The organism is uncultured Granulicatella sp., from assembly GCF_963545075.1.
GTDB lineage: Bacteria > Bacillota > Bacilli > Lactobacillales > Aerococcaceae > Granulicatella.
Genome location: NZ_CAUUHX010000014.1, coordinates 1 through 25,014, shown reverse-complemented (window position 1 = coordinate 25,014; position 25,014 = coordinate 1). Strand labels below are relative to the sequence as shown.

The 25,014-nt window shown below is 32.9% G+C and carries 26 protein-coding genes; 8 read left to right on the top strand and 18 right to left on the bottom strand.

The genetic code is table 11. The features are described 5' to 3' along the window. Positions 1-16: 16 nt before the first annotated feature. The 8 genes from RWZ86_RS03390 to RWZ86_RS03355 all read right to left on the bottom strand — a co-directional run bounded on the left by RWZ86_RS03390 (position 17) and on the right by RWZ86_RS03355 (position 6,480). Positions 17-754 carry a hypothetical protein gene (locus RWZ86_RS03390; RefSeq protein WP_314680002.1) on the bottom strand — a complete coding sequence of 246 codons (738 nt, stop codon included), beginning with the start codon at positions 752-754 and terminating at the stop codon, positions 17-19. 23 nt (positions 755-777) lie between these two features. Next, complete coding sequence (gene ytpR / locus RWZ86_RS03385) at positions 778-1,392, bottom strand: YtpR family tRNA-binding protein (protein ID WP_314680000.1); 615 nt, start codon at positions 1,390-1,392, stop codon at positions 778-780. A gap of 28 nt (positions 1,393-1,420) precedes the next feature. Then, a complete protein-coding gene (pepA, locus tag RWZ86_RS03380) occupies positions 1,421-2,506 on the bottom strand; it encodes a glutamyl aminopeptidase (protein WP_314679998.1) in 1,086 nt (361 codons plus the stop codon). 99 nt (positions 2,507-2,605) lie between these two features. Then, complete coding sequence (locus tag RWZ86_RS03375; protein WP_314679996.1) at positions 2,606-2,938, bottom strand: hypothetical protein; 333 nt, start codon at positions 2,936-2,938, stop codon at positions 2,606-2,608. A 12-nt stretch (positions 2,939-2,950) separates the two neighbouring features. Next, positions 2,951-3,616 carry a tRNA (guanosine(46)-N7)-methyltransferase TrmB gene (gene trmB, locus RWZ86_RS03370; RefSeq protein ID WP_314679994.1) on the bottom strand — a complete coding sequence of 222 codons (666 nt, stop codon included), beginning with the start codon at positions 3,614-3,616 and terminating at the stop codon, positions 2,951-2,953. A gap of 6 nt (positions 3,617-3,622) precedes the next feature. Then, entirely contained in the window at positions 3,623-4,420 is a 798-nt protein-coding gene (locus RWZ86_RS03365) for a phosphotransferase family protein (protein ID WP_314679992.1), read from the bottom strand. A 91-nt stretch (positions 4,421-4,511) separates the two neighbouring features. Further along, positions 4,512-5,744, bottom strand: coding sequence for an ABC transporter permease (locus tag RWZ86_RS03360; protein WP_314679989.1), 1,233 nt, complete (start codon positions 5,742-5,744; stop codon positions 4,512-4,514). Then, complete coding sequence (locus RWZ86_RS03355; protein ID WP_314679988.1) at positions 5,737-6,480, bottom strand: ABC transporter ATP-binding protein; 744 nt, start codon at positions 6,478-6,480, stop codon at positions 5,737-5,739. The genes RWZ86_RS03360 and RWZ86_RS03355 overlap by 8 nt, the downstream gene beginning before the upstream one ends. A 154-nt stretch (positions 6,481-6,634) precedes the next feature. Here RWZ86_RS03355 and RWZ86_RS03350 point away from each other — a divergent pair, with 154 nt between their 5' ends. The 7 genes from RWZ86_RS03350 (at position 6,635) to RWZ86_RS03320 (ending at position 11,522) form a co-directional block, all read left to right on the top strand. After that, on the top strand, positions 6,635-7,054 hold the full coding sequence (locus RWZ86_RS03350) for an HIT family protein (RefSeq protein WP_314679986.1): 420 nt from the start codon (positions 6,635-6,637) through the stop codon (positions 7,052-7,054). Between the two features lie 32 nt (positions 7,055-7,086). Continuing rightward, on the top strand, positions 7,087-7,431 hold the full coding sequence (locus RWZ86_RS03345) for a hypothetical protein (protein WP_314679984.1): 345 nt from the start codon (positions 7,087-7,089) through the stop codon (positions 7,429-7,431). After that, positions 7,428-8,300 carry a Cof-type HAD-IIB family hydrolase gene (locus tag RWZ86_RS03340; RefSeq protein ID WP_314679982.1) on the top strand — a complete coding sequence of 291 codons (873 nt, stop codon included), beginning with the start codon at positions 7,428-7,430 and terminating at the stop codon, positions 8,298-8,300. The genes RWZ86_RS03345 and RWZ86_RS03340 overlap by 4 nt, the downstream gene beginning before the upstream one ends. 70 nt (positions 8,301-8,370) lie before the next feature. After that, positions 8,371-8,526, top strand: coding sequence for a YvrJ family protein (locus RWZ86_RS03335; RefSeq protein ID WP_314679981.1), 156 nt, complete (start codon positions 8,371-8,373; stop codon positions 8,524-8,526). Between the two features lie 117 nt (positions 8,527-8,643). After that, positions 8,644-10,083 (top strand): ABC transporter substrate-binding protein/permease, encoded by a 1,440-nt coding sequence (locus tag RWZ86_RS03330; protein ID WP_314679979.1) that lies wholly within the window; start codon positions 8,644-8,646, stop codon positions 10,081-10,083. A 1-nt stretch (position 10,084) separates the two neighbouring features. Further along, positions 10,085-10,816, top strand: coding sequence for an amino acid ABC transporter ATP-binding protein (locus RWZ86_RS03325; protein WP_314679978.1), 732 nt, complete (start codon positions 10,085-10,087; stop codon positions 10,814-10,816). Between the two features lie 64 nt (positions 10,817-10,880). After that, complete coding sequence (locus RWZ86_RS03320; protein ID WP_314679976.1) at positions 10,881-11,522, top strand: HD domain-containing protein; 642 nt, start codon at positions 10,881-10,883, stop codon at positions 11,520-11,522. A gap of 232 nt (positions 11,523-11,754) precedes the next feature. On the opposite strand, the gene RWZ86_RS03315 is transcribed toward RWZ86_RS03320, so the two are convergent. The 4 genes from RWZ86_RS03315 to RWZ86_RS03300 all read right to left on the bottom strand — a co-directional run bounded on the left by RWZ86_RS03315 (position 11,755) and on the right by RWZ86_RS03300 (position 15,510). Next, entirely contained in the window at positions 11,755-12,285 is a 531-nt protein-coding gene (locus RWZ86_RS03315; RefSeq protein ID WP_314679974.1) for a GNAT family N-acetyltransferase, read from the bottom strand. After that, positions 12,260-12,442, bottom strand: a complete 183-nt coding sequence (locus RWZ86_RS03310) for a hypothetical protein (protein WP_314257039.1) — start codon at positions 12,440-12,442, stop codon at positions 12,260-12,262. Before RWZ86_RS03310 ends, RWZ86_RS03315 begins: the two co-directional genes overlap by 26 nt. Before the next feature lie 538 nt (positions 12,443-12,980). Beyond that, positions 12,981-14,246, bottom strand: coding sequence for a transcription termination factor Rho (rho, locus tag RWZ86_RS03305; protein WP_314679972.1), 1,266 nt, complete (start codon positions 14,244-14,246; stop codon positions 12,981-12,983). A gap of 1 nt (position 14,247) precedes the next feature. Next, the gene (locus RWZ86_RS03300; protein WP_314680017.1) at positions 14,248-15,510 is read right to left on the bottom strand and encodes a UDP-N-acetylglucosamine 1-carboxyvinyltransferase; all 1,263 of its coding nucleotides are present in this window, start codon (positions 15,508-15,510) and stop codon (positions 14,248-14,250) included. Between the two features lie 160 nt (positions 15,511-15,670). On the opposite strand from RWZ86_RS03300, the gene RWZ86_RS03295 reads away from it, so the two are divergent. Further along, entirely contained in the window at positions 15,671-16,666 is a 996-nt protein-coding gene (locus RWZ86_RS03295) for a biotin--[acetyl-CoA-carboxylase] ligase (protein ID WP_314679971.1), read from the top strand. A 305-nt stretch (positions 16,667-16,971) separates the two neighbouring features. On the opposite strand, the gene RWZ86_RS03290 is transcribed toward RWZ86_RS03295, so the two are convergent. The 6 genes from RWZ86_RS03290 to RWZ86_RS03265 all read right to left on the bottom strand — a co-directional run. Further along, positions 16,972-18,366 carry an ABC transporter ATP-binding protein gene (locus RWZ86_RS03290; RefSeq protein ID WP_314679969.1) on the bottom strand — a complete coding sequence of 465 codons (1,395 nt, stop codon included), beginning with the start codon at positions 18,364-18,366 and terminating at the stop codon, positions 16,972-16,974. A 409-nt stretch (positions 18,367-18,775) separates the two neighbouring features. Next, complete coding sequence (gene pepF / locus RWZ86_RS03285; protein WP_314679967.1) at positions 18,776-20,581, bottom strand: oligoendopeptidase F; 1,806 nt, start codon at positions 20,579-20,581, stop codon at positions 18,776-18,778. Between the two features lie 43 nt (positions 20,582-20,624). Continuing rightward, complete coding sequence (locus RWZ86_RS03280; RefSeq protein WP_314679965.1) at positions 20,625-21,698, bottom strand: winged helix-turn-helix domain-containing protein; 1,074 nt, start codon at positions 21,696-21,698, stop codon at positions 20,625-20,627. Beyond that, positions 21,688-22,965 (bottom strand): MFS transporter, encoded by a 1,278-nt coding sequence (locus RWZ86_RS03275; protein WP_314679963.1) that lies wholly within the window; start codon positions 22,963-22,965, stop codon positions 21,688-21,690. The genes RWZ86_RS03280 and RWZ86_RS03275 overlap by 11 nt, the downstream gene beginning before the upstream one ends. A gap of 127 nt (positions 22,966-23,092) precedes the next feature. Then, positions 23,093-24,217 carry a hypothetical protein gene (locus RWZ86_RS03270; RefSeq protein WP_314679961.1) on the bottom strand — a complete coding sequence of 375 codons (1,125 nt, stop codon included), beginning with the start codon at positions 24,215-24,217 and terminating at the stop codon, positions 23,093-23,095. A gap of 120 nt (positions 24,218-24,337) precedes the next feature. Continuing rightward, the coding region (locus RWZ86_RS03265; RefSeq protein ID WP_314679960.1) for a penicillin-binding transpeptidase domain-containing protein at positions 24,338-25,014 on the bottom strand (677 nt) is incomplete at its 5' end.

Below are 25,014 nucleotides of genomic sequence, written 5' to 3'. Positions count from 1 at the left end.
ATTCCACTTCCTATATTTACTTTTTACTATAAGGTAATGTATCTTTCCCTTGTTCTTGTTCCATTATCCAAGATAATGATCGATTCATAGCTCTACGCTGCTTTCCTGGTAAAGGTTTCAATTCAGGAGCTAACACTTCCATAGATTGTGTATCAGGTAAACTATTTAATAACGTTTCTTGTACCATTTGTGTCGAAAAAAGATTTGATTGAAGTTTTGATAATTTTTGAGAAGATTTCTCCTCTTCTTTATAAGATACTTCCACTTCTTCTACATTAACCAATGGTGTTTCTTCACTTGAAAAAATTAATAATTCCTCAGTATTTACTCTCAAATTTTCTTCTAATACTTCATAAGGTATTTGCTTTTTTGTTTGAGGAGTAGGCGTTATTCCTTTTAAAATAGAAGGAACTGTTGAAGGGGTAAAACGTGTTCGAGTTGGTTTTTCTTGTAAAAAACTTCGCCACTTTTCTCGATTATTTCCTCTTTGACTACTTTCTTTAAAGGATTGTAAAATTCCTTCTTTTTTTTCAGGATTCATTTTTTCTTCCAAAGCGGACCGAGTCTGATGTGAAAATGGTAAATAACGTTCCGCTACCACTTCTTCTTTAACTTCTTCTGGTTCATAATCAAAGATTACTTCTTCTTTTGGGTGCAAATGATTTGGAAAATCTACCCATTTTGTTTGGAAATTTTGCTTATTTGGTAAATATTGGTTACTAATCTCCCTTATCGAACGATGGTTATTTGACAAAAATACCACTCCTCTTCGATTGATTAACCTTTAAAGGGCTCTCCGATTACTGCATCATCGTTTAATACTAAAATTCCTTTTTTAGCTGGAGCATTTTCTAATCCTAATTCACGAGCTGAACATAACATTCCATGACTTTCTACACCACGTAATTCTCCTGACCAAATAATACTTCCATTTGGCATTACAGTACCTGGAGTTGCTACTACAACTTTTTGTCCAGCTTTTACATTTGGAGCTCCACAAACAATTTGTAATACTGTATCTTGGCTTACACGTGTTTGTGTAACATGTAAATGATCTGAATCTTCATGAGGAACACAAGTTTCTACATATCCAATTACTAAAGTATCTTTTGGGGATAAATCTAATGATTCTCCGTCAAATCCAGCTTCTTGGATTAATTTTTTTACAATTGTTTGTTCTTCATCTGATAAAAATTGTTGCCCTGCTTTTTCAAAACGAATATGGTTTGAAATTCCTGCAATATTATAGCCAATCACTGTATTCGTTTTTTCATCGAATACACGTGTTACTCCATTTTTAGTTTCAATCGCTACATCATAACGGTTTGCCGCTCCTGATGTTAATAATAATGTGTCTGAAATACCTTCTTGATTATAAAAACTTAACCACATAATAATCTCCTTAAATTTATTTTTTTAATTAATTTGTTCTTCCATCTAAAATTGTATCAACTGTACTACGATCTAATGCACGAATCGTTTGAATAACCATTTCACGAGCCGCTTCATAGTCTTTAATCGAGAACATTGTTTGATGTGTATGAATATAACGAGCACATACCCCAATCACCGTACTTGGAACACCTTGATTCATTAAGTGAGCTTTCCCTGCATCTGTTCCACCTTGAGAAACAAAATATTGGAATGGAATATTATGAGTTAAAGCAGTATCTTCTAAAAATTCCTTCATACGAGGTAACGTAATTAAACCTGGATCTAATATTCTTAATAAAAATCCTTGATCTAAATGTCCAAATGTATCTTTTGAACCTGTTAAATCATCTGCCGCAGAACAGTCTACAGCAAAGAATAAGTCTGGATTGAATTTTGTAACACTTGGTCCTGTACCACGTAATCCAACTTCTTCTTGAACATTAGCACCAGCAATTAATGTATTCGGTAAAGCTTCATTTTTTAATTCGCGTAAAGCTTCTAATACAACAGTACAACCATAACGATTATCCCATGATTTTGCAATCATTCGTTTTTTATTCGCAGTCCAAATTGTTTCTACTAAAGGAACAATTGTATCCCCAGGTCGAACTCCATATTCTTCAGCTTCTTCTTTTGAAGTAAATCCAGCATCAAATAAAATATCTGTTACTTTAACCGTTGCTTGTTGCCCACCTGCTGCACGTAATAAATGTGGAGGAACTGAACTTGAAATAACAGGATAATCTCCTTTACGAGTTTGCAATGTAAAACGTTGCGCAGAAACAACATATGGATTCCAACCACCTAATGGACTTACTTTTAATAAACCTGTTGAAGTGATATTTGTCACCATAAATCCAACTTCGTCCATATGAGCAGCAATCATAATTTTAGGAGCATTTGAATCTTGATGTTCACGAACCCCAAAAATGCCACCTAAACCATCTTGCTCAATACGATCGACTAATGGCTCCAATTCTTTTCTCATAAATTCTCGAACATTTCTTTCATGTCCACTTGTTGATTGTAATTCTGTTAAAGTTTTAATTAAACTTTCTGTTTTCTTTTCCATTGTTCTTGCCTCCATAAGAATAAAAAGCTCGAATGTCCCGTTCCCAGTCCTTTCAGAGCTCCTTTTCAACGTCACTCTTTGTATAAGAATACTACTTCTTTAAGCTGACGCTATTTTATATAAATCTAGAACTGCACCTGTTTTGGCATCTGCATAAAATTCATATTGCACCAATTCTTCTTGTTCTTTACGAGTAATGCCACCATAGTAAACATAACCACTAAAATCTTCTTGTTCAATATACACGGGTTCCATTTCAATCCATGAACCTTCAATTGTTCCTACAACAGTAAATAATCGACGAACATTCCCTACAATGACATCCCCATTAACTAATTTCTTTTCATAAAATTTTGAAACAAGCCATGCTCCTAGAAAAGCTCCGGTCGCAAGGAAAAATCCTGCTGTAAAAGATGATTTGTTTTTTGACATGTTACCACTCCTCTACTTTACTTCATAGGGATGACGTTCTTTTGGAAAAATTGCTTCTACTCGATAAATTGGATGTCCTTTAGCAGAAAATTTTTCTTCATATTCGGTCATCACATTGCCTTCAAACTCTACTTGGTGTAAATCTAACCAAACTTGTTTTAAAATCATTCCAAATTGAGAAAATGAAGCTAAACTATATTCAAATAATCCTCGATTATCTGTTTTAAAATGAATTTCTCCTTCTAAAGGCAATACTTGTTCATATGCCTTTAGAAAATCAGCATGAGTCAAACGTCTTTTAGCATGACGTTTCTTAGGCCATGGATCAGAAAAATTCAAGTAAATTCGATCAACTTCACCATCTTCAAAATAATCTGTCACTGTTCCACCATCAATGTGTAATAATTGTAAGTTTGGAACTTCAGCAGCTAACGCTTTTTCTAATGCAACAACAATCACACTTGTTTGAATTTCAATCCCAATATAATTAATCTCAGGATTTTTCTTAGCCATTTCACTAACAAATTGACCTTTTCCAGAACCAATTTCAATATGAATCGGATGATCATTTCCAAAACGCTCTTTCCAACGTCCTTTCCATTCTTCTGGATTTTGAATCACCATTTCTGGATGAGCTAATAATGTATCTTTAGCCCATGGTTTATTTCTTAAACGCAATTCTTTTTACTCCTCTTCTTTCATCAAACGATGATTATAAATTGATTTTACCACTAAAATCTTTTCGTTCATTTCATAATAGCGACCTTCAAAATGACTTTTCTTAATAAAGTTTAAGCAATTCATCAACGCATACCATTCAATTCGTTGGTAAATATTCGTTGATAAATTTAACCCATAAGCATCTAACCATTCACCCCATTGATGAACAGGAATGTATTGAGTTAAAATCATCGTTAAATCTGACACAGGATCAGCTAAACGAACCATTTCCCAATCAATTAAATATAATTTATCATCTGCCAATAAAAAATTACGACGATCTAAATCACCATGACAAACGGTTTTCCCTGCTTCTAATACAAGCGGTAATGTTTCTTTTAAATAATCTAACACTTCTGATAAGAAACGATGACTTTGTAAACCTGACTGTAAATTTACTAAATAATCTTCAATGAAATGCTGAGCAGTATATTCTTCGCCTTGAATTTTTTGAAGCATTAATAGTAAATTAGGAGACTGATGGATTTCTTTTAATAAATCAATCACTTCCATCGAATTCATTTCTTCAGTTGTTAAGGATCGACCATTTAACCATTCTTGAGCTGTTAAAACATCTCCATTTCCAGCTCTTTTGGTCCACATTAGTTTAGGGGCAATTCCCTCGCCCGACAATGCAGCTAAAAAAGGTGAAGAATTTCTTTTTAAAAAGACTCTCTCCTGCGCTCTCACTGCCATATAGGCTTGTCCGGTATCTCCCCCAATTGGATGTAATTCCCATCCTGCATCCATATTTTGTTCCATATTTCTATCCCTACCGACCATTTCTTGAGTTTATTCGTTATCTTTCATTTTATGCTGTCCCAATGTTTCCGTCAAGCTTCACGGTTAAAATCTATCTTCTTTTCTTTTTACGATTTAGACGTGGTTTTAAATAACCATATAAAAATCCAGCAGATAATACGGGATACCATAAAAGTCCTGCTAATACGAAAACATTTCTCGAAACTAAAGCTGTTACTAAGCTAATAATGATACTTGCTCCAATGACTAATTGTAAAACAACTCCAATAAAATCATCCATCATCTCTTTTGGATCATATAAGGAATGAATATAAATCGAATGAGCTTTAGGATGTTTGTATAAAGAAGTAAATTGGAAACAAATCACCAACATCATAATCGATTGAATCGCTAGAATCCAATACCAAATGGGACTAGCAAATGATAACAACACCGTTACAACTATCATTTGAAGGAATACTGAAACATAGTTGGAACTTCTTAACGCTGTTCGAACTAATAAATAACGATAGGGGTGAATACGATTTGGTGTTAAACGTTTGACGAAAATATCCAATGATTGGTTTCTCTTCGCTTGATGTTTCTTCAAAAACGGCACATCTACAAATAATGCAATCACTCTGAAAATTCTTTGTTGACGTACTTGCTCTTTTAGGATCATTTCATTCCAGTTGAAGTTCACCATTTTAGCAGCTGCAAAACGATAAAGCCCAATTGAAAGAAGTGCCAACACTACTGTCATCGATAGAGAGACCACTTTAGGAATAAAAGAAAGAATTCCAAATAAGCAAATACTGTTCACACAATATAGTGCTACCTTATAAAATGAATGCTTCGGTAATTTTCCTTCAAAAATTGATTTTTGAATCATAAAATGGAATCCTTTTAAGGATAATAGAGTTACAAAAATTGCAATAAATGGAATCATTCCGTTTCCATATGCTTGCATAAAAATCGGCAATACAAAAATCGTTGCAATAAAATTCATCACTAATGGAAAAATCCAACTATATCGAATCGTACGTTTAAAATAAGGCTCAAAGTCTTCTCCAATCACACTTAAGAAGTGTAAATCAGCCTCTTCTAAATAAGTTGCAATTTCACCAAATAATGGAAAAACAGCTAGTAATAAACTTACAAATAAGATCAAAGGCCATTCTAAAATACGAATCGTTTTTAACCAAGTTGAATATTGAAATAATAGAAAGCCAAACAAGAAGAAAACAACAATCATAAAATGATCGTTCATCATATATTTGGCATATTTCATTACTTTTTTCTGATAAGTCTTAAAACGACTTCCCCACAATTGTTCACTATTCATGATGATCACCTGTATTCGTTGTTAATGCAAAATACACGTCTTCTAATGAAGTTTCATCAATTCGAACTTCGCCTTTAAGCGTTTCTAAATCTCCTTGTGCTTGAACCATTCCATCATGTAATACAATGAAACGATCACAATATTTTTCTGCCGTATCTAGCACATGCGTAGACATTAAGATTGCCGCACCAGATTCTTTTTTCTCTCTTAAAACTTTTAATAATGTGCGAATTCCTAATGGATCCAATCCTAAAAATGGTTCATCTACCACATATAATGGAACGTCTAACATTAAGGCACAAACAATGAGTACCTTTTGCTTCATTCCTTTAGAAAAATAAGCTGGAAACCAATCTAATTGTTTCGTTAAACGAAATTGCTCTACTAATTCCATCGCGCGGTGCATTGTTTCTGGTGTATCTTGTTGATACGCACGAGCTGTTAATTCAATATGCTCTCTGAACGTTAATTCTTCATATAACACTGGTGTCTCTGGAATCACTGCAATCAATTTACGATAATCTCGAACACTTTCTGCTACCGTATGTCCTTGAATCGAAATTTCTCCTGAAAATGGTTGAATAAAATTTGTAATACATTTAATCGTTGTACTTTTCCCAGCCCCATTTAATCCAATGAGTCCACAAATTTCCCCTGATTTTACTTCAAAAGAAATATTTTTAATGACAGGAACTTGAGTATAACCAGCTGTCATATTATCTACTTTTAATGTCATAACTTTCTCCAATCCTACACAATTTAGCATTATTATATCAAAAATTTAGCTTAGTTCCTAGAATCTTTCATTTGAAGAAAAACTTCTCGATTTCATTGCATTCCACTACTACACGTGGTACGATTTGTCTATATCAATCAAGGAGGTTTTTATGATGTCAGATTGCATTTTTGATAAAATTATTTCTAAAGAAATTCCAGCACACATTGTATATGAAGATGAGGTAGTCATTGCCTTTTTAGACTTAGGGCAAGTAACACCTGGTCACACATTAGTCGTGCCTAAAAAACACGTAAAAGATATTTTTGAATATGATGAAGAATTAGCTGCAGCTGTATTTAGCAGAATCCCCAAAATTGCTCGTGCTTTAAAAGCAATGAACCCAGAAGTAAAAGGAGTAAATATTTTAAACAATAATGGTGAAGTAGCTTTTCAAAGTGTATTCCACTCTCATATCCATTTAATTCCTCGTTATAAACACGAAGAAGGTTTTGGATTAAAATGGGAAACTCATGACTATTCTCACGAAGAACTAGCAACGATTGCCCAAAATATTGCTAAACATGTAAAATAATAAACAAAAATTCTAAAAATGGAGAAAAACTTATGAAAAAATTCGTAAAGGGATTACTTTTTGGAAGTATTGTTGGAGGAACTATTGCTCTACTAACAACAAAACAAAATGGTCAAAAAAATCGTAAACAACTATACGACAATATCGTAACTTTATCTGAAGAAATTTCTACTGTTAGTACAGGAGTACCTGTTATTCAGCACGGTGTGAAACAATTACAATATTATGTAATTCCTCAAGTTAAAGAAATTTCTCAAGACATTATGGAAGATATTCGAAATTTCAAACATATGAGTCAACCACGGATTAAGAGAATTCAAGAACATCTATCATCACTTCGACAACATATTCAAGAAGCAAAAAAGGAGAACTTATGATTCGATTATTTGCCAGTGATATGGATGGCACAATTTTACAAGATCACTCTACTATTCATCCCGATAATGTTAAAATGGTACGTTATTTACAAGATAAAAACATTCCATTTATCATTTGTACAGGAAGAGATTTTTACCAAGCTTCTCTTTGCTTAGAACCAGCCAATCTTCAATGCCCTGTCATTGGATTAAATGGAGCCGTTATTTATCAAGAAGATGGTACAATCCTAAAAGAAGTCACACTTTCTCATGATGATACACGTATTCTCGTTCAAGAAATTGAAAAATATCATAACAATTGGGATATGATGACTTCTAAAGGATTCTTCTCTTTACATTTTAAAGAGAAATTCGATAAAAAAGTAGCTACTTTTAAAGAAAATCATCCAGATCTTACTCCTGAAGAATTTGAAGCTGAGCTTGAAAAATTAAAAAAACTATTTTATGCCATCGATGTTTCTAGTGTTGAGGAAGTTTTAGAAGACCCATCCATTAAAATTTATAAAGTCCTAACTTCTAACTACGAAGCTGAAGATTCATTAATAGAAATTAAATCTTATGTCGAACAAGAACTTCCTAATCTAGTCGTTACTTCATCATTTAAAACAAATATTGAAGTCACTCACAAAGATGCTCAAAAAGGAATTGCGCTTCAATACTACGCAGACACTCTAGGGATTTCAATGGATGAAGTTTTTGCGATTGGTGATAATTCAAATGACGTTTCTATGTTAAAACTTGCTGGATATAGTGTAGCAATGGGAAATGCTAATCAAGAAGCTATGCAAACTGCTAAATATCAAACAGATGATAACAAACATGGTGGTGTTGCTAAAGCCATTCAACAATGTTTAGATCAACAACGTTAAAACTATTACCTCCTTATGGGGGTAATTTTTTTATACACTTTCCTTTTTAATAGTAAGAGGAGGTGATTTCATGGAAGCAGATATTCTACAACCACTCATTGCTCTAATTAGCAATATGGGATTTCCAATTGCAATGAGTATTTACCTACTTCATAGAATGGAACAACGGTTAGATACAATGATTCATTTGTTAACTGAACTCAATCATCATTTAAAGAAAGAGTGACTCTCCCATAGGTTTCATGTCATAAAATATAACATGACATGAGACCTGTTTTTTGTTTTTCACATTAAAATCTAGTAAACTAGACCCACATTAATTTTTAACATTATGGAGGTCTTTATGAAAATACATACGAACATTAAGAAAAAGAGCTTCTGGATTAGCTTATTAGGAATTTTATTCTTCCTTCTTTCTACTCCAATCGAAGCTGCTACGAAAAAATATACGATTGCAACAGATACCACTTTTGCCCCATTTGAATTCCAAGATACTTCTGGTAATTATGTTGGAATCGATATGGATTTAATAAAAGCTATCGCAAAAGAAGAAAATTTTGAAATTGAAATCAAAGCTTTAGGATTTAACGCTGCTGTTCAAGCTTTAGAAGCTGGACAAGTTGATGCAGTTATCGCAGGGATGAGTATGACAGATGAAAGAAAACAAAAATTTGACTTCACTGATTCATACTTTGATAGTGGTATTGGAATGGCAGCAAGCACTTCAAGTAATATTAGCACTTACGAAGAACTTCGTGGTAAAAATGTCGCTGTAAAAATTGGTACACAAGGAGCTAGTTTTGCTTCTTCTATTAAAGATCAATATGGTTTTACTATTTCAACCTTTGAAGATTCAGCAAATATGTATCAAGATGTAGTCAGCGGAAATAGTGTGGCTGCTTTCGAAGATTATCCAGTATTAGGATATGCCATCCGCAGTAATCACTTACCAATGACATTAACTTCTTATAAAGAACAAGTGACTCAATATGGAGTTGCCGTATTAAAAAATCAAAACACTGAATTTATCGAAGCTTTTAACCGTGGATTAGCTACTTTAAAAGCTAATGGTGAATACGATAAAATCATTAATAAATATATTGGAACAGATGATTCAACAACTGCTTCTACTGAAGATACAAGTTTATTAGGATTATTAAAAACAAACGCTCCTACTCTTTTAAACGGATTATGGAATACAATTTGGATTACATTTGTTTCTCTTGCAATTGCAACAATTATCGGTGTTCTTTTAGGATTAATGAGAACTAGCCGTATTTCAATTTTAGAAACAATTGCAACAATTTACATTGACTTTATGCGTGGTATTCCACTAATTGTTTTAACATTTTTCATTTATTTCGGAATTCCTCAAGCATTCAATATTCGTTTAGATGCTACGATTGCAGCTATTACGACATTAGGATTAAATGCTGCTGCTTATATCGCTGAAATTGTTCGTGGTGGTATTAATGCAATCGATAAAGGGCAAAGCGAAGCAGCAATGAGTTTAGGTTTACCATATTACAAATCAATGCAAAAAATTATTTTGCCACAAGCGATTCGTTTAATGGTTCCTTCATTTATTAACCAATTTGTCATTACTTTAAAAGATACATCAATTTTATCAATCATAGGACTTGTAGAATTAACACAAACTGGTAAAATAATTATTGCAAGAAACTTACAATCAAGTTCAATGTGGTTTATTGTTGGAATGATGTATTTAATCGTCATTACTCTACTTACAAAAATTTCAGCACGTTTAGAAAGGAAAGCATAAGATGGCAATTATCGAAGTAAAAGGCCTTAAAAAAAATTACGGTGAATTAGAAGTCTTAAAATCGATTGATTTAGAAATCGAAGAAGGACAAGTCGTTTGTATTATCGGTCCTTCTGGATCAGGAAAATCAACATTTTTACGTTGTTTAAACCGTCTAGAAAAAACAACAGAAGGTAAAGTGATCGTGGATGGTTATGATTTAACGGATAAAAACACTGATTTGAACTTTGTGCGTCAAGAAATCGGAATGGTATTCCAACACTTTAACTTATTCCCTCATTTAACCATTAAAGAAAATATCACATTAGCTCCTGTTGAATTAGGACGTGAAACGAAAGAAGATGCAGACAAGCATGCTTTAGAATTATTAAGAATGGTTGGACTAGAAGATAAAGCAGATGTTTATCCAAAAACATTATCTGGTGGACAAAAACAACGTGTAGCCATTGCTCGTGCTTTAGCAATGAAACCAAAAATGTTATTATTCGATGAACCTACTTCTGCTCTTGACCCTGAAATGGTTGGGGATGTACTAGAAGTTATGCAACAATTAGCAAAAGATGGAATGACAATGGTTGTTGTAACTCACGAAATGGGATTTGCCCGTGAAGTAAGTAACCGAGTGATTTTCATGGATGGTGGATATGTTGTTGAAGATGGAACACCAGAACAAGTCTTCAAAAATCCACAACACAATCGTACAAGAGACTTTTTAAATAAAGTTTTACATTAACATTTACAAAAAGACTTTTGGATTTCCAAAAGTCTTTTTATTCGATAAAAGAAAGGAATAAATTATGAATCATAGAGAAATTATTCATGCGATTCAAAAAGAAATGAAAAAAATTTTTACTCAAGAACATACTGGGCATGATTGGTACCATATTGAACGAGTATGGAAAAATGCTAAAAAGATTGCTGCAAATTATCCCGAAGCTAATCAACTTCATATTGAATTAGCTGCTCTACTTCATGATCGATATGATCATAAAGTTGTCGATAACGTCGAAAAAGCTAAACTAGAAGTTAGAGATTTATTAGTACAACATGGTTTATCAAAAGAATTGATTAAAAAAATTCTATACTCCATTGATGCTGTTGGGTTTCGCAATGGGAAGAATCCTCTTACGCCTATTTTAATTGAAGACAAAATTGTTCAAGATGCGGATCGACTAGATGCGATTGGAGCGATTGCTATTGCTCGTACTTTTGTATATTCAGGCGCACACCAACGTCCGATTTATACGGGAGAATCTCAAGAGATATTAGAGAAAGCTGAGCAACTTGAAGATACTGCTATTGGACATTTTTACGAAAAATTATTAACGTTGTCTGACACGTTACACACACCAGAAGCTCGTGAAATCGCAAAAGGACGACATGAATTTATGAAAGAATATTTAAACCAATTTTTCGCAGAATGGGAAGGATTAAAGTAAAATTTCTTGTACTCGTGAATAGGAACAGAAAAAATTTTCATGGTAGCCGGACGCCAGTAGCCCCCTTTGGGGTCTCTTGACTAAAAATTGAGCCTTGGTCTCAATTTTTCCTTGTCATATAAGCCACTGAACTTGTGGCTTATATGACTGCTACTATGAAAATTTTTTCTGTTCCTATTCACTCTCTTTTAATTGAGAAACGTATTTGACTTTACGGATACAATGATCACTGTTAATCCATCTCTGAAATTAAGTTATTAATTTCTTCTCTACTAATAACCATTTTAAACTCATTCATTGTCGGTAAATTTAACAAGGATTCAGGACCTATTAAATGAAAACCCATTTTTTTATAAAAATCAACTGCATTACGATAAGCAATTAGATAGACTCCAGTAATAGCTACTTCTTTATGCAAATTCATCACTTTCTTATAAATTTGTTTTATAATCATAGAACCAATTCTCATATTTTGAACCTTCTTATCTACAGCTAGGGCAACCACTTTAAGAACAGGTAGTCTATATTCTACAGCTTTATTATTAATAACATCAATATCAACATTATCAATTGCAATTGTATAAAAACCAACAATCCTATCATTTAGAATAAGAAAATGCGTTCTACTTACTGCTTTCGAATTATCCTCAACAGCCTGTTGAAATAAAAAATCATTTAGAACTTGAACAGTACAATCAAAATCTTGCGTTTTTTCTAGCATCTCCCTAAAAAAGGAATTACTGTCTTCTGTTGTTAATGTCATCTTCTATTTCACTCCATGTTAATTTTTGAATTTTTTGAAATCTATTTTTTACACTTTCTATCACTTGAGTTCCGTCAGCAAAAAATATGTTTTTAATATTTTCAGCTTCTTTTTCATTATTAACTTGAATCATCATATCTTTTTTACTTTTAATCATTTTTTCACTCCTCACTATATAAAAAACAGTTCATATATTAAACACAAAGTAAATTTGTTGCAATTTTATGCATATATACTACCATAACTAATTCAGTACGTCAAAACGGAAATAAAGTAACAGTTTTTACTAGTGAATGGAAAAAAATATTTTTACTGTAGCTGGGTCACCAGCAGCTTTGCTTTCGCGAATCTCATGGCTGAAATTTGAGCCTTGGTCTCAAATTTTCCCGTAATAGAATATACGGAATAAAGTTAAAAAACTTTTCAGGTGAATAGAAACAGAAAAATTTTCATAGTAGCAGTAATAAAAGCCACTGAACTTGTGGCTTTTATTACAAGGAAAAATTGAGACCCTAGGCTCAATTTTTAGCCATGAAACCGTCAGGTCTGCTGGCGTCCGGCTACCATGAAAATTTTTCTGTTTCTATTCACTTTTCGTCCGTCCAATAAAAGAGACTTTTCCAAGTAGCATGAGATTGGCATTTATAAGCTATTTCTGTTCTCTTGCTACTATAGAAAAGTCTTTCGAATGATTTTTACAATAATTCGGTACGTTTTATAAAATCTTTGTTACTCTTCGTTTCTCTTAATTGCTTCACGATTTGCTCGCTTGTTTCTAGCCCGTCACCCTTCATTGTGTTACGAACTTTCCATACCGCTTCTAAAACATGAGGTTCCAATAAAATTTCCTCTTTACGAGTTCCTGAACGTTTCACATCAATCGCAGGAAATACACGTCTTTCTGCTAATTCACGAGATAAATGAACTTCCGCATTCCCTGTCCCTTTAAACTCCTCATAAATCACATCATCCATACGGCTACCTGTTTCAATTAAAGCTGTTGCTAAAATTGTTAAACTACCACCATCTTCGATATTTCTTGCAGAACCAAAAAATCTCTTAGGACGATAAAAAGCTGCTGGATCAATTCCCCCACTTAATGTACGTCCAGAAGGTGGAATTGTTAAATTATAGGCACGTGCTAAACGTGTAATACTATCTAATAAGACAATGACATCACGACCATCTTCTACTAAACGCAATGCACGCTCTAAAACTAATTCACTCACTTTAATATGGTGTTCCGGTGTTTGATCAAACGTTGAAAATACAACTTCAGCATCTACAGTTCTCTCAATATCCGTTACTTCTTCTGGTCGTTCATCAATTAATAAAATAATTAATTCCGCTTCAGGATAATTAGTTGTAATTCCATTCGCAATTTCTTTTAATAAACTTGTTTTACCAGCTTTCGGTGGAGCCACAATTAATCCACGCTGCCCAAATCCAATTGGGCAAATTAAATCTAGCATTCTAGATGCAATTCTACCAGTAGTCGTTTCTAATTGCATTTGTTTTTCAGGATATAACGGTGTCAATCCCGGAAAATGATCTCTTTCTTTTGCTTCTTCAGGATCTTTCCCATTGACTGCTCCAACTTGCATTAGTCCATTAAACTTTTCACCCGTACGTGGAGGACGAGCTGGCCCTGCTACTAAGTCACCATTTCTTAAGGCAAATTTACGAATTTGAGAAGAGGAAATATAAATATCTTCCTGACTAGTAGAATAGTTAATTGGCCGAAGGAAACCAAATCCTTCTGCATTATTAATATCTAATACTCCTTCTACTTGGAAGAATCCAGTCGCTTCTTCTTGAGCTCTCAGAATTGCTAGAGCTAATTCTTTTTTATTCATTTGTCCATAATAAGGAATTTTATAATGCTTGGCAAAAGCATACATTTCTTTTAAAGTCTTTTGTTGCAAGACTGGTAAAGTTACAGTTTCAATTGTTTCTGACATTTTAATCCTCTTCAATCATTTGAATATCGGCACCTAATTGTTGTAAATTTTCTACAATATGAGAATATCCTCTTAAAATATGTTCAATATTGCTAATCTTTGTTGTTCCTTGAGCCATTAAACCTGCAATAACTAATGCTGCTCCTGCTCGTAAATCACTTGCAGCAACTTCACAACCCGTTAATGGTGTTGGACCAGTAATTGAGATCACATCATTTTCTACACGTCCTAAAGCTCCCATACGATTTAATTCTGGGATATGATTGACACGTTTTGGATAAATTGTATCAATAATTTTTGCTTCTCCAGTTGCTTTCATTAATAATGGCGTAATTGGCTGTTGTAAATCAGTTGCAAAACCAGGATAAGGTAATGTTTTAATACTTACAGCTTTTAAATCTTTAGAAGGAGCTACATAAATATCTTCTTCTCCAATCGTCATTTTCACGCCCATTTCTTCCATTTTTGCAAGTAAGCCTTCAATATGTTCAAAAATGACATTCTTAACCGTCACTCCTTCACCAACTGCTGCAGCAATCGATAAATAAGTTCCTGCTTCAATTCTATCTGGAATAATCGTATGACGACATCCGTGTAATTCATCTACACCTTCAATACGAATCACACTAGTACCAGCACCTTTAATATTGGCACCCATTTTGTTTAATAAATTAACTACATCAATAATCTCAGGTTCTCTTGCAGCATTTTCAATAATCGTTTTACCTTTTGCACGAACAGCTGCTAATAAAATATTAATCGTTGCTCCTACGGATACAACGTCCATATAAATACGAGTTCCTGTTAATCCTTGACCGTTCGTTAATAAATAAATGGCTCCCATTTCATTACGAACATCTGCTCCTAATGCTTTGAATCCTTTAATATGTTGATCAATTGGTCTTGGTCCTAAGAAACATCCTCCAGGAAGTCCAACAACACCTTCACCAAATTTTGCAAGAGTTGCTCCCATAAAATAATATGAAGCTCTCATACTTTGAATTTTTCCACTTGGCATTGGAATGGATAACATATTTGTTGGATCAATCGTTAATACTCCTTCTTCAAAAGTCGTATGAACATTAAAATCTCTTAATATTTCTATTAATGCGGCTACATCTTGAATATCTGGAACACCTTCTAATACAACTGGTTCTGATGCTAAGATTGCAGCTGGAATTAATGCTACTGTACTATTTTTAGCACCACTAATCGTTACTTCACCAGTTAGCGGTTTTCCTCCATTAATGACTAATTTTCTCATTGATTCAAATCCTCTCATAACATCTTCCCTTCCATTATACCATGCCTTTACAAAAAGGCATACTTAAAACTTTCTTGAAAATTGTCACCCATTTATGAATGTTAAGTTGACAATCTTTTCTTATCTCGATACAATTTGAATCAACTAAAGGAGGATTTTTATGACTACAAAAGAAGCTGTTTTACTCTATCTTCAAGAACACACTGGTGAACCAATTTCTGGAGAAAAAATGGCACTAGCTTTAAATAAATCTCGTACTTCAATTTGGAAAGCTATCCAATCACTAAAAAAAGAAGGCTATGCCATCGATTCTTCTACGAATAAAGGATATACCTTATCTGAAAATAATGATGTATTATCTGAACAACAAATTAACCAAGAACTCATTCAACAGCATCATCCAATCGATTGGATCATTCAAACAATGGAAAGTACTACTTCCACCAATGATCTAGCAAAACTATATGCAAATCAAAACTCTACTACTCCTGCTATTTTTATTAGTGAAGAACAAACAGCTGGAAGAGGCCGTTTAGGAAGAAAATTTGTTTCTCCAGCTAAAACGGGTTTATATATTAGTCTTTGTTTATTCCCTACTATAGCATTAGAAGACTTGTCTCTGATTACTTGTGCGACAGCTGTAGCTTGTGTAGAAACGTTAGAAGAATTAACAGGGAAATCTCTGAATATCAAATGGGTAAATGATTTATTTTATCAAGATAAAAAAGTTGGAGGCATTTTGACGGAGGTCATAAGTGATTTTGAGTCTCAACAAGTACAATCACTTATTGTTGGAATGGGCATTAATCTAATTGAAGCTCGAGACAACTTTCCTGAAGAATTACACTCAATTGTGGGAAGTATGTTTTCTTCTAAAAAGGAATATGAAGCACACTCTTTTAATCGTAATCATTTTATTACGACATTTTTAGAAAAATGGGCATTTTATTATGAAAATCTTTCTAAAAGAGGCTTTATCGATTCTTATAGAAAACACTCAAATGTCATTGGAAAAGCTATCAAAGTCATTGAAGGAAACCATGTTTATCATACTTTTGCAAAAGATATTGACGAAAATGGACATTTAATAATTGAAAAAGAAGATAAAAGTTTGCATACATTATCGTATGGTGAAGTTAGCATTCGTACGAAATAATGATTTATTTTATAGTTTTATCAATAGTTATATAGAAAAAAGAAGTCTCGCAAAAGCGAAACTTCTTTTTTTCAACTTTTCTAAGATATTCTTCTTTAAATTCTATGAATATTCTGTTGATAATAATTAGTTTTCTTAAATTCAGAAAATTCCTTATATACAGTAATTGTTTTATTTTCTACTACAATATACATTGAATACTTTGGGAGGTTTTCTTCATGAAAAACATGAGTCGATAGCATCAAGAATTCAGTATGTTCCAATAAATAAGTTTCAATAGAACTTGACTGTTTAGTACTTAATCCTTAAAAAGGTTCATCTAAAAGTAGGCTATTTCCATGACTTAAAATCCTTGCTAAATTAATACGTTTTATTTGCCCGCCTGATAGATTTTTCCCTTGATAATCAATCATTTTTGGAAATTTATTATCAATTTCAAAAATATTATTCAATACTTCTGAAACTAATTCATTAGAAAATAGAATATTAAAACTTAACGAGTCTTTAAAGATGAAATCTTTTTGATAAGCCATATTTAAATTTGAATTTTTAGGTTCAATAATATAATCTCCTTCATCTAAGGGTAAGTTCCCTTTAACAAGGTTTAATAAAATACTTTTACCGGCTCCACTTTCTCCTACCACCAGCACCTTATCTTTATTTGTTAACTCTAGTTGGATGTCCTTCAAAATCAGATTTCCTCCAAGTGACACGTTACCCGACTTTATCGATATTTTTTCTATAGGCAAATACGTTTGCTGTGACATAGTGATATTCTTTTGTAACACTTCCTCAACTTTCTCTCTAATAGTTTTTACTGAATTAAACTGATTATAAATATTAATCGCTAATTTTACTGGTGTGATAATTCTGTTAGAGGCAAAAAATACGGCAATTAAATTGGACAAACTTGTTTGCTGTGACATCACAAAATATCCACCTATAGCAAGTGGAAAAATATAGCATAAAATAGATATACTTCCAATGACTAGTACGGATAAAGATTGCATATTATTAAGCATCAAAAAAGATTTTTCAGTTTCAAATACTCTTGAAAAAAATCGTTTGATAAAAATCGTTTCCGTATAAAATTCTTTAATTTCTTCTGAAGATTCAATAGTTTCACTTAGGGTTTCAGTATAATCTTGATTTAAAGTTGACCAATTTTTCGTTCTATCTGCTAAGACTTTTTTAAACAGTACCGGTACTATAGATGGAATAAGAGAAAATGCTAAAAAGATGATTGCTATAACAGAATCTATAAAAAAACTATAAAAAAAAGCCGTAAAAGCATAAAAAAAATACAAATACATATCAAAAAAAGGAATAATATAATTTGTTTCTAATAATTTTAGATCATTCATAAAAAAAGAAAGGGTTTCTTTTTTCACTTCTGCTTCTGAGTAGGCTCTCGAATCTTGCAGCAAAAAATTTTGCATAATTTTTTTCTTTATATATAGATTAGCATCAAAAACAAACTGATATTTCATTCGATTATAAATGTAATTTGACAATAGCACTATAGCATAGATCAAAAGAATAACACAAATTAATTGCAGAAATTCTTGAGGATTATCTTGACTTGCCAAGTCAATTAAATTTTTAAACAACGAAGATATTAGAACTCCATCTAATGAAGCCAATATCATAATAAAAAATATAAGTACATATTTAGGGACATTCCATACTTTATATATCATGATTACCACCACACACTAAATATAAATTATTGTAAGCTATCTAACTTTTCTATTTTTTACTGACTTAATCATAAGAAACACCTCTTATTTATAAGCGTTTTCATATTCATCATATCACTATTTTGGATGATGTCAATGTATTATTTCTTAACAGTAACAAAAATGGCAGAAGCCAAACTATCGGCTCCTGCCATAAAGATTTACGTCCTTTGCTACTTCAGATAAATCCTATTTTTTCGCACTCTCATAAATTTCCGTTCAAGTAAAATGGACTTTCGCAGTAGCAAAAATGGCAGAAGCCATCGCTTGGCTTCTGCCATAAGGAAACTTTGAGACCCTAGGCTCAAAGTTTAGCAATGAGACTCGCAAAAGCGAGGCTGCTTGCGTCCTTTTCTACCACAGACAAGTCCTATTTCAATTCCTCAGTAAGGTCGTATAATTGATCCACTAATTTTCCTACGTAAGCAATGGCTTCTTTTAGTGGTTGTTCTGTCGAAACATCACATCCAGCATGACGTGCTAAATCTTTTGCAGATAGGCTACCGCCTAATGCTAATGTATCTTTCCAAACTTGTGCTTGAGAAGGATCTTCCTCAATCTTATTCGCAATTGCTGTACCAATTGTTAACCCTGCAGAATAAGTATATGGATATAATCCCATATAATAGTGAGGTTGACGCATCCAAGTTAATTCTGCTCCTTCATTGACTACAAGACTATCCCCGAAGAACTCTTCCATTACTTCACGTTTCACTTTAGATAACACATCTGCATTTAACATTTCATTATTATCTACCATCTTATAAATACGATCTTGGAATACTGCTTCTAAATAGTGAGTGACCATATTATGGAAGTAAGTACGACTAATCATATTACTAATAACCCAACGTTTGAAACGAGCATCTGTACTATTTTTCAATAAATAATTTGAAACAATAACTTCGTTACATGTTGATGGAGCTTCTACAAAGTATAATGAACATTCATTATTAAACATTGTTAACTCTTCTCCAACACGTTTAAAGTGGTACGCATGTCCTAATTCATGAGCTAATACGAATACTTCATTCATTTTTCCAGTCCATGATAATAAAATATAACTTGCTACTTTAGGAACAGTCGCACAGAATCCACCTGTACTCTTACCAATATTTTGTGGGAAGTCAGTCCAACGTTTGTCGTAACTTTCGTCAATCATCGCTTTATAGTCTTCCCCTAAAATACCAAGAGCTTTCTTCAAATAATCTCTAGATTCTTCAATAGACATGTCTACCTCAAAATCAGGATCTAAATTGATTTTACAATCTGCAAATTGCATATCCTCTACATTATGTTCTCTTGCTAATAAACGAATATAACGTTGAATATGTGGTGCTAAATCTGTCATCAATGTACGAATTTGGCGATCATATAATTCACGATCCCCATCTTGTTTGTCTAATAAGTAATCAATGACACTATCATAACCACGCATTGTTGCAAGCATTTTTTCTTTTTTAATCGTTGAAATATATTCATTTGCAACTGTATTTTTATAGCGATTTAATGTTTTATAGAAACTTTTCGCTGCATTACGGCGAACTTCTGTACGATTATCCATTTCATGTAAGTTTTCATATAAAACAAAACTATTTTCATAAGTTTTTCCATCAGCTTCAAATGAGTCAAATTCCATATCTTCATGTTTTGTTACTTCATATAATTGATAGAAACTTGGTAAGCTAGACATATTTGATAAAACTTGTTCTGCATCTTTGGATAAAGTATGTGCCTTAACACGAATAATTTTTTCAATAAAGTATGCTAAATCTGGACGTTTTTCTGCCACAAATTGGCGTAACAAACTTTCATCTAATCCAACAATTTCAGTATCATAGAAACTCATATTCAAAGCCCATGCACTAGCTACTTGTTCAAATAAAGTTGCATTTTCAACCACTGTATCATTGAAACGGTCTACAGTCATTGGTAATTCTGCATAATGAGACAAACGGTAGAATGTTTCATATAATGCTTCATATTCTTCAGTAGCAGCAGTTAATACTTCTAAATCCGCTAGTTTGTCTTCATATTTTTCTTTGAAGCTCTTTAATTGAGCTTCTGTTTCCTTTAATGTTGTACGATATGCTTCATCACTTGGATATAATAATGTCATATCCCAAGTAATCGATTGATCGACTTCACTACGTTTTACTAATTTTACATCACTCATTTGTATCCCTCCATACATTCTTTTGTATTGCTATTATAGCATATTATTCTTCATTCTCTAGTGTATTCGTCATGAAACTATCTTCCATTAATCCATTCATCACTTCTGTAATCAATTCCGTGTGAATTGCTTTTAGGCAATCCTTCTTATTCCAACCTTGAACTACTATATTCGATAAGACTAATTCATTAATATGATACGAAACTGTTGCCGATGTAATCCCTAATTGTTCCGCAATTTTTTTAACACTCTTTGTACCTTTGGCAATCTCGCAAAATATTTGATATCTTGTTTTATCTCCTAAATTTTTAAAAACATTAATTCGCTCTTGTTGTTTATCCAATCTTGTTTGGATGACATGTTGAATGACTTCTAATGATTTTGCCCCTAGTATTAATAATTCAGAATCTTGAAAATAGAAATCCGATAATAATAAGGTTGGAATGACTGAAATTTCATCCGATGTCCAGTCAATTTCTTCAATTTCCTTTGTTCCAGTAAAAGCCTCTGCTAAAATCGTTGGATGCTCATGAATCGTAGCTTCAAATTCCGTATAAGATTTTTCTAAAATTGGTAAATATTCTGCATACACTTTCTCAAAAATGGGTTTCAATGTTTGATGCAAAGAAATAAAATCTTCTACAAACTTTTTAGGCTGCGACATAATCGTAAAGTAATTCCAACGTACAGTATCATCAATCGGCAAATTTTTTAAGAAATCTAGAAAAGCAAATTGATTTCCTAATAACTCCTGAACTTTTTCTTCTACTTCTACCTCTTCTTCATCTTGCTTTACAATATTTGTCATCAATTGTTGCTTAATTTGACTTTCATCCATCGAATGTAAAACTTCAGCATACTCATCAAAAGAATGATAACGGAGCACATTTTTTACATTGACGAAAAACATTCGTAAAGCATCATCCTTATAGAAATAGAGAATATTATCTTTATAAGGTTCCAACGGAACACTCATATGTCTCATTTCTTCTACAATAACTTCTAATTGCTCTTCTAAAGGTGATGAAGGACGTTCCTCATCTCTATCCTTTTTCAATATCAATATTGGATACAGCAGCTGATTGATAAACTCCATCTGCTCTTGTTTAAATTGCATTTGCCCCCTCCTGACTAGAATCTTGATACATACGATTCGCTACTATTAAGAATACCACTAATCCCACAATAGAAACAACTAAACACACTGTAGCATTCGAAACATCTAGTAACATCCCAAAAACTAATTGACCAATTGGAACAGAAATCGTAGCTAACATCCCCATTGTTGTCCCAATTCTTCCTAAATATTCTTCTGGAACCATTTTAGCACCTAAAGTTGATAATTGAATATTAATATAGGTTGCTAAAACAGAAACAAGGATAAATCCTACAAGAATACCCGCTAACGACATCCATTGATTCAATAAAAAAATATCACGAGCCATTGTTCCACACATGACCACGAATAATCCAATAACAAATCCCCCTGTATATTTCAATAATAAGTGAACGGGTTCTTTACTATCTTTAATTAAACGATACGCAATGAGTGGAGAAATCATACTCACTACTGCTACAAATGATTCAAACATACTAAATTCTGTATTTGAAAAATTCAACGTCACTCGGATAAAGTAAGTAATGACAATTCCAAAAATAGGCGACATTAAAAAGTTAATAAATAAAGCCAGCAATACGACGATGATAAGATTTGGAATTTCAAACGCAATTTTAATGCCATCTTTGAAATCTGTCCAAAAACTATTCACAACAGATTTCTCCTCATCCATTTGTTTTTGAACTTTACGTTCAGGAATTTTCATAAATGCATAGCCAATCATTGTAAAAAATAAAATACTCCCTGAAATGAATAAAGAACCAGTAATAGAAAAAGTCGAATAAATGAAAGCTGCTACAAATGGTGTAATAATATTTACAATTCCATTATCCACTTGCATCCAAGTATTTGCTAACGCCAGTTGACTTTCTTCTACAATCGCAGGTAAAACACTCATCATTGGACCCGATTGAAAAACTTCTACCAATTCTAAAATAATAACCAAAACATAAATGGCTACAAGTGATAAATTACTTGTTACATAAGTCCCCATCCCAAAAACCAATAACGTAATAACCGTCATCAGCGTTGTATAAACTAATCCTTTTTGTCGATCCACTCGATCTCCCCACACACCTGCAATTGGCGAAAATAGTATTCTAGGGAAGATAATAATCGAAAGAATACTAGCAAAAGCCGTTGCAGAGCCCGTCTTATCTAATACATAGAGAGACAATGCGTATTGAATGATATTACTCGCTGCTCCCGCAAATGTACTACTAAACCATAATTTTCTAAAATTTGCATTATTTAATATGATACCCACAAAATTTCAACCTCACTTTCTAATAAAATTAGATAAATATCTAACTTTATTAGAAGTGTACTGCTAGAAACAAAAAATGTCAACAAAAATTAGATAAAATTCTAATTTTTGTTGACATTTCATTCAATTACATTTCTGGATTCCATTTACCTGTTGCGTCTACATAATAGCTTCCAATCCATGTATCACGGGCTAATGCTCCATTTTGGCCTAAATAGTATGAATCTTTCCAATAGTCACGAGCATATTTACCATTACCATGTAAGTAGAACCAGTTTTGATAATTGGCATCATAGACCCATTCTCCACTAGCCATATAACCGCCAGCTTCTAAATAGTAATCGCCTTTCCAAGAATTCTCTAAATACTCTCCATCGGCATCAAGATAGAACCAACTAGAATAATTCGCATCATAAATCCATTGAGAAATTACTTTTTCTCCATTTTTATAATAACTACGATCTGACCAACCATTTAAAACAGTGGTTGTTTCTTTCGATTGACTAGTAGATTTAGCCTCTTCTTTATTTTCCGAAGTTGCATTTACATTTTTTACAGTTGTTGTCTGTTTAGAAGATGATTTGGCAATTTTACCACCAGTTGTAATGTTAACTGATGCTTCACCATTTTGACCTAAATAGTCTTCTGATAAATTAGAATCAAAACCATTTCCTTTTAACCATTCCGTATTGGTAAATGCTTGTGCTGTAATCACACCTTTACCTTCTTTTTGGAAAGCTACTAAAGCTGTATGAGTAAAATCTGGACGAATTAAATTCCAATAATGTCCAATTTGTTCTCCAACTTCCAATGGTTGATTGTTTACTTTCGATTTCACATAAGCTGCTTTTTCACCGTAAAAATATTCAATTCCTTCTAATACTCCTGTACTATTCCAGGCTAAATTTTCCCCATAACTACGTACGTTATCTTTTACAATACTAAATGGGTCACTTTCTCCATTTGGACGACTATGAGCAAGTAAAACAGAAGCTTCTACTGAACGAATTTCAGCAATTTTTTCTAAAGCTGTTGACCATTTAATCGGTACATAACGATCGACTAAACCTTCTTCATAAGCTTCTTTACGAATTTCATTGATTCGATTAATAATCGCTTCTTTACTATCAGAAATGTATTTCCCGCTAACTACTGTTTCTTCAGCATACGCTGTAGTAGTATTCGCATATGTTCCAACAGTAAATAATGCTAACGCTGAAAGACAGCCTAATAATAACTTTTTATGTTTCATAGATTTCCCCCTATTTAATCTTTCTGTCAATTATACACTTATTTGTTTTCATTTCATGAGCAGTTATATAACAATTTGATGACAATTTAAATTTAGAATAATAATTTAGGATTCTTATTTTTATTGCCCAATTTTTTTCCATAATTGCCCTGTCCATTCTTGAACTTTAGACCATATTTGTTTTCCTGTTTCTTCTGCTCTTTGAATCAACTCATCTACATTTAAAGACGAATCTTTTTTCTCAACAGTCACAGCAGGAGAAACTCCAAATGGTGTATTTTTTGGATAGGTACTTAACAATCCATACATTTCTAATTGGAATAAAGGACCAACTCCATGGGTGCTTGATACCGCCAATGAATATTTAGCAGAATCATCATAACCCATCCAAGTAGCAACAACCATATCAGGTGTATAACCAATCATCCATTGATCTCGTGCACCATCTTCTCCATTAACGGTTTCCGTAGTACCTGTTTTTCCAGCAATTGTATAACCTGCAGGAGCAGCATTTGCTCCCCCTCCACCAGGTGCATAAACTGTTAGTAACATACTTGTCATTTTATCAGCAACAGACTCACTTGTCACTTTATTTGTTTGAGGAGTAGTATTATCAACAATTACCGCACCAGTAGCATCTACAATTTTCGTCACAAATCTTCCCTTAGCACGTACACCTTTGTTGGCAAAAGTGGTATAAGCTGAAGCCATTTCCATTGGGGATACACCCTTTGTTAATCCTCCCAAAGCAATTCCTAAATATTCATCTTCTGGAACTGTTGAAATTCCAAATTGAT

Bases quoted from the DNA above. Each gene is read 5' to 3' on its own strand.
- RWZ86_RS03320 (WP_314679976.1), top strand. From the start codon at position 10,881: ATGAATCATAGAGAAATTATTCATGCGATTCAAAAAGAAATGAAAAAA.
- pepF (WP_314679967.1), bottom strand. From the start codon at position 20,581: ATGAGTGATGTAAAATTAGTAAAACGTAGTGAAGTCGATCAATCGATT.
- RWZ86_RS03280 (WP_314679965.1), bottom strand. From the start codon at position 21,698: ATGCAATTTAAACAAGAGCAGATGGAGTTTATCAATCAGCTGCTGTAT.
- RWZ86_RS03335 (WP_314679981.1), top strand. From the start codon at position 8,371: ATGGAAGCAGATATTCTACAACCACTCATTGCTCTAATTAGCAATATG.
- RWZ86_RS03300 (WP_314680017.1), bottom strand. From the start codon at position 15,510: ATGAGAAAATTAGTCATTAATGGAGGAAAACCGCTAACTGGTGAAGTA.
- RWZ86_RS03290 (WP_314679969.1), bottom strand. From the start codon at position 18,366: ATGATATATAAAGTATGGAATGTCCCTAAATATGTACTTATATTTTTT.
- RWZ86_RS03270 (WP_314679961.1), bottom strand. From the start codon at position 24,217: ATGAAACATAAAAAGTTATTATTAGGCTGTCTTTCAGCGTTAGCATTA.
- RWZ86_RS03355 (WP_314679988.1), bottom strand. From the start codon at position 6,480: ATGACATTAAAAGTAGATAATATGACAGCTGGTTATACTCAAGTTCCT.
- RWZ86_RS03350 (WP_314679986.1), top strand. From the start codon at position 6,635: ATGTCAGATTGCATTTTTGATAAAATTATTTCTAAAGAAATTCCAGCA.
- RWZ86_RS03375 (WP_314679996.1), bottom strand. From the start codon at position 2,938: ATGTCAAAAAACAAATCATCTTTTACAGCAGGATTTTTCCTTGCGACC.
- RWZ86_RS03340 (WP_314679982.1), top strand. From the start codon at position 7,428: ATGATTCGATTATTTGCCAGTGATATGGATGGCACAATTTTACAAGAT.
- RWZ86_RS03330 (WP_314679979.1), top strand. From the start codon at position 8,644: ATGAAAATACATACGAACATTAAGAAAAAGAGCTTCTGGATTAGCTTA.
- rho (WP_314679972.1), bottom strand. From the start codon at position 14,246: ATGTCAGAAACAATTGAAACTGTAACTTTACCAGTCTTGCAACAAAAG.
- RWZ86_RS03345 (WP_314679984.1), top strand. From the start codon at position 7,087: ATGAAAAAATTCGTAAAGGGATTACTTTTTGGAAGTATTGTTGGAGGA.
- RWZ86_RS03315 (WP_314679974.1), bottom strand. From the start codon at position 12,285: ATGACATTAACAACAGAAGACAGTAATTCCTTTTTTAGGGAGATGCTA.
- ytpR (WP_314680000.1), bottom strand. From the start codon at position 1,392: ATGTGGTTAAGTTTTTATAATCAAGAAGGTATTTCAGACACATTATTA.
- pepA (WP_314679998.1), bottom strand. From the start codon at position 2,506: ATGGAAAAGAAAACAGAAAGTTTAATTAAAACTTTAACAGAATTACAA.
- RWZ86_RS03360 (WP_314679989.1), bottom strand. From the start codon at position 5,744: ATGAATAGTGAACAATTGTGGGGAAGTCGTTTTAAGACTTATCAGAAA.
- RWZ86_RS03365 (WP_314679992.1), bottom strand. From the start codon at position 4,420: ATGGAACAAAATATGGATGCAGGATGGGAATTACATCCAATTGGGGGA.
- RWZ86_RS03295 (WP_314679971.1), top strand. From the start codon at position 15,671: ATGACTACAAAAGAAGCTGTTTTACTCTATCTTCAAGAACACACTGGT.
- RWZ86_RS03310 (WP_314257039.1), bottom strand. From the start codon at position 12,442: ATGATTAAAAGTAAAAAAGATATGATGATTCAAGTTAATAATGAAAAA.
- RWZ86_RS03325 (WP_314679978.1), top strand. From the start codon at position 10,085: ATGGCAATTATCGAAGTAAAAGGCCTTAAAAAAAATTACGGTGAATTA.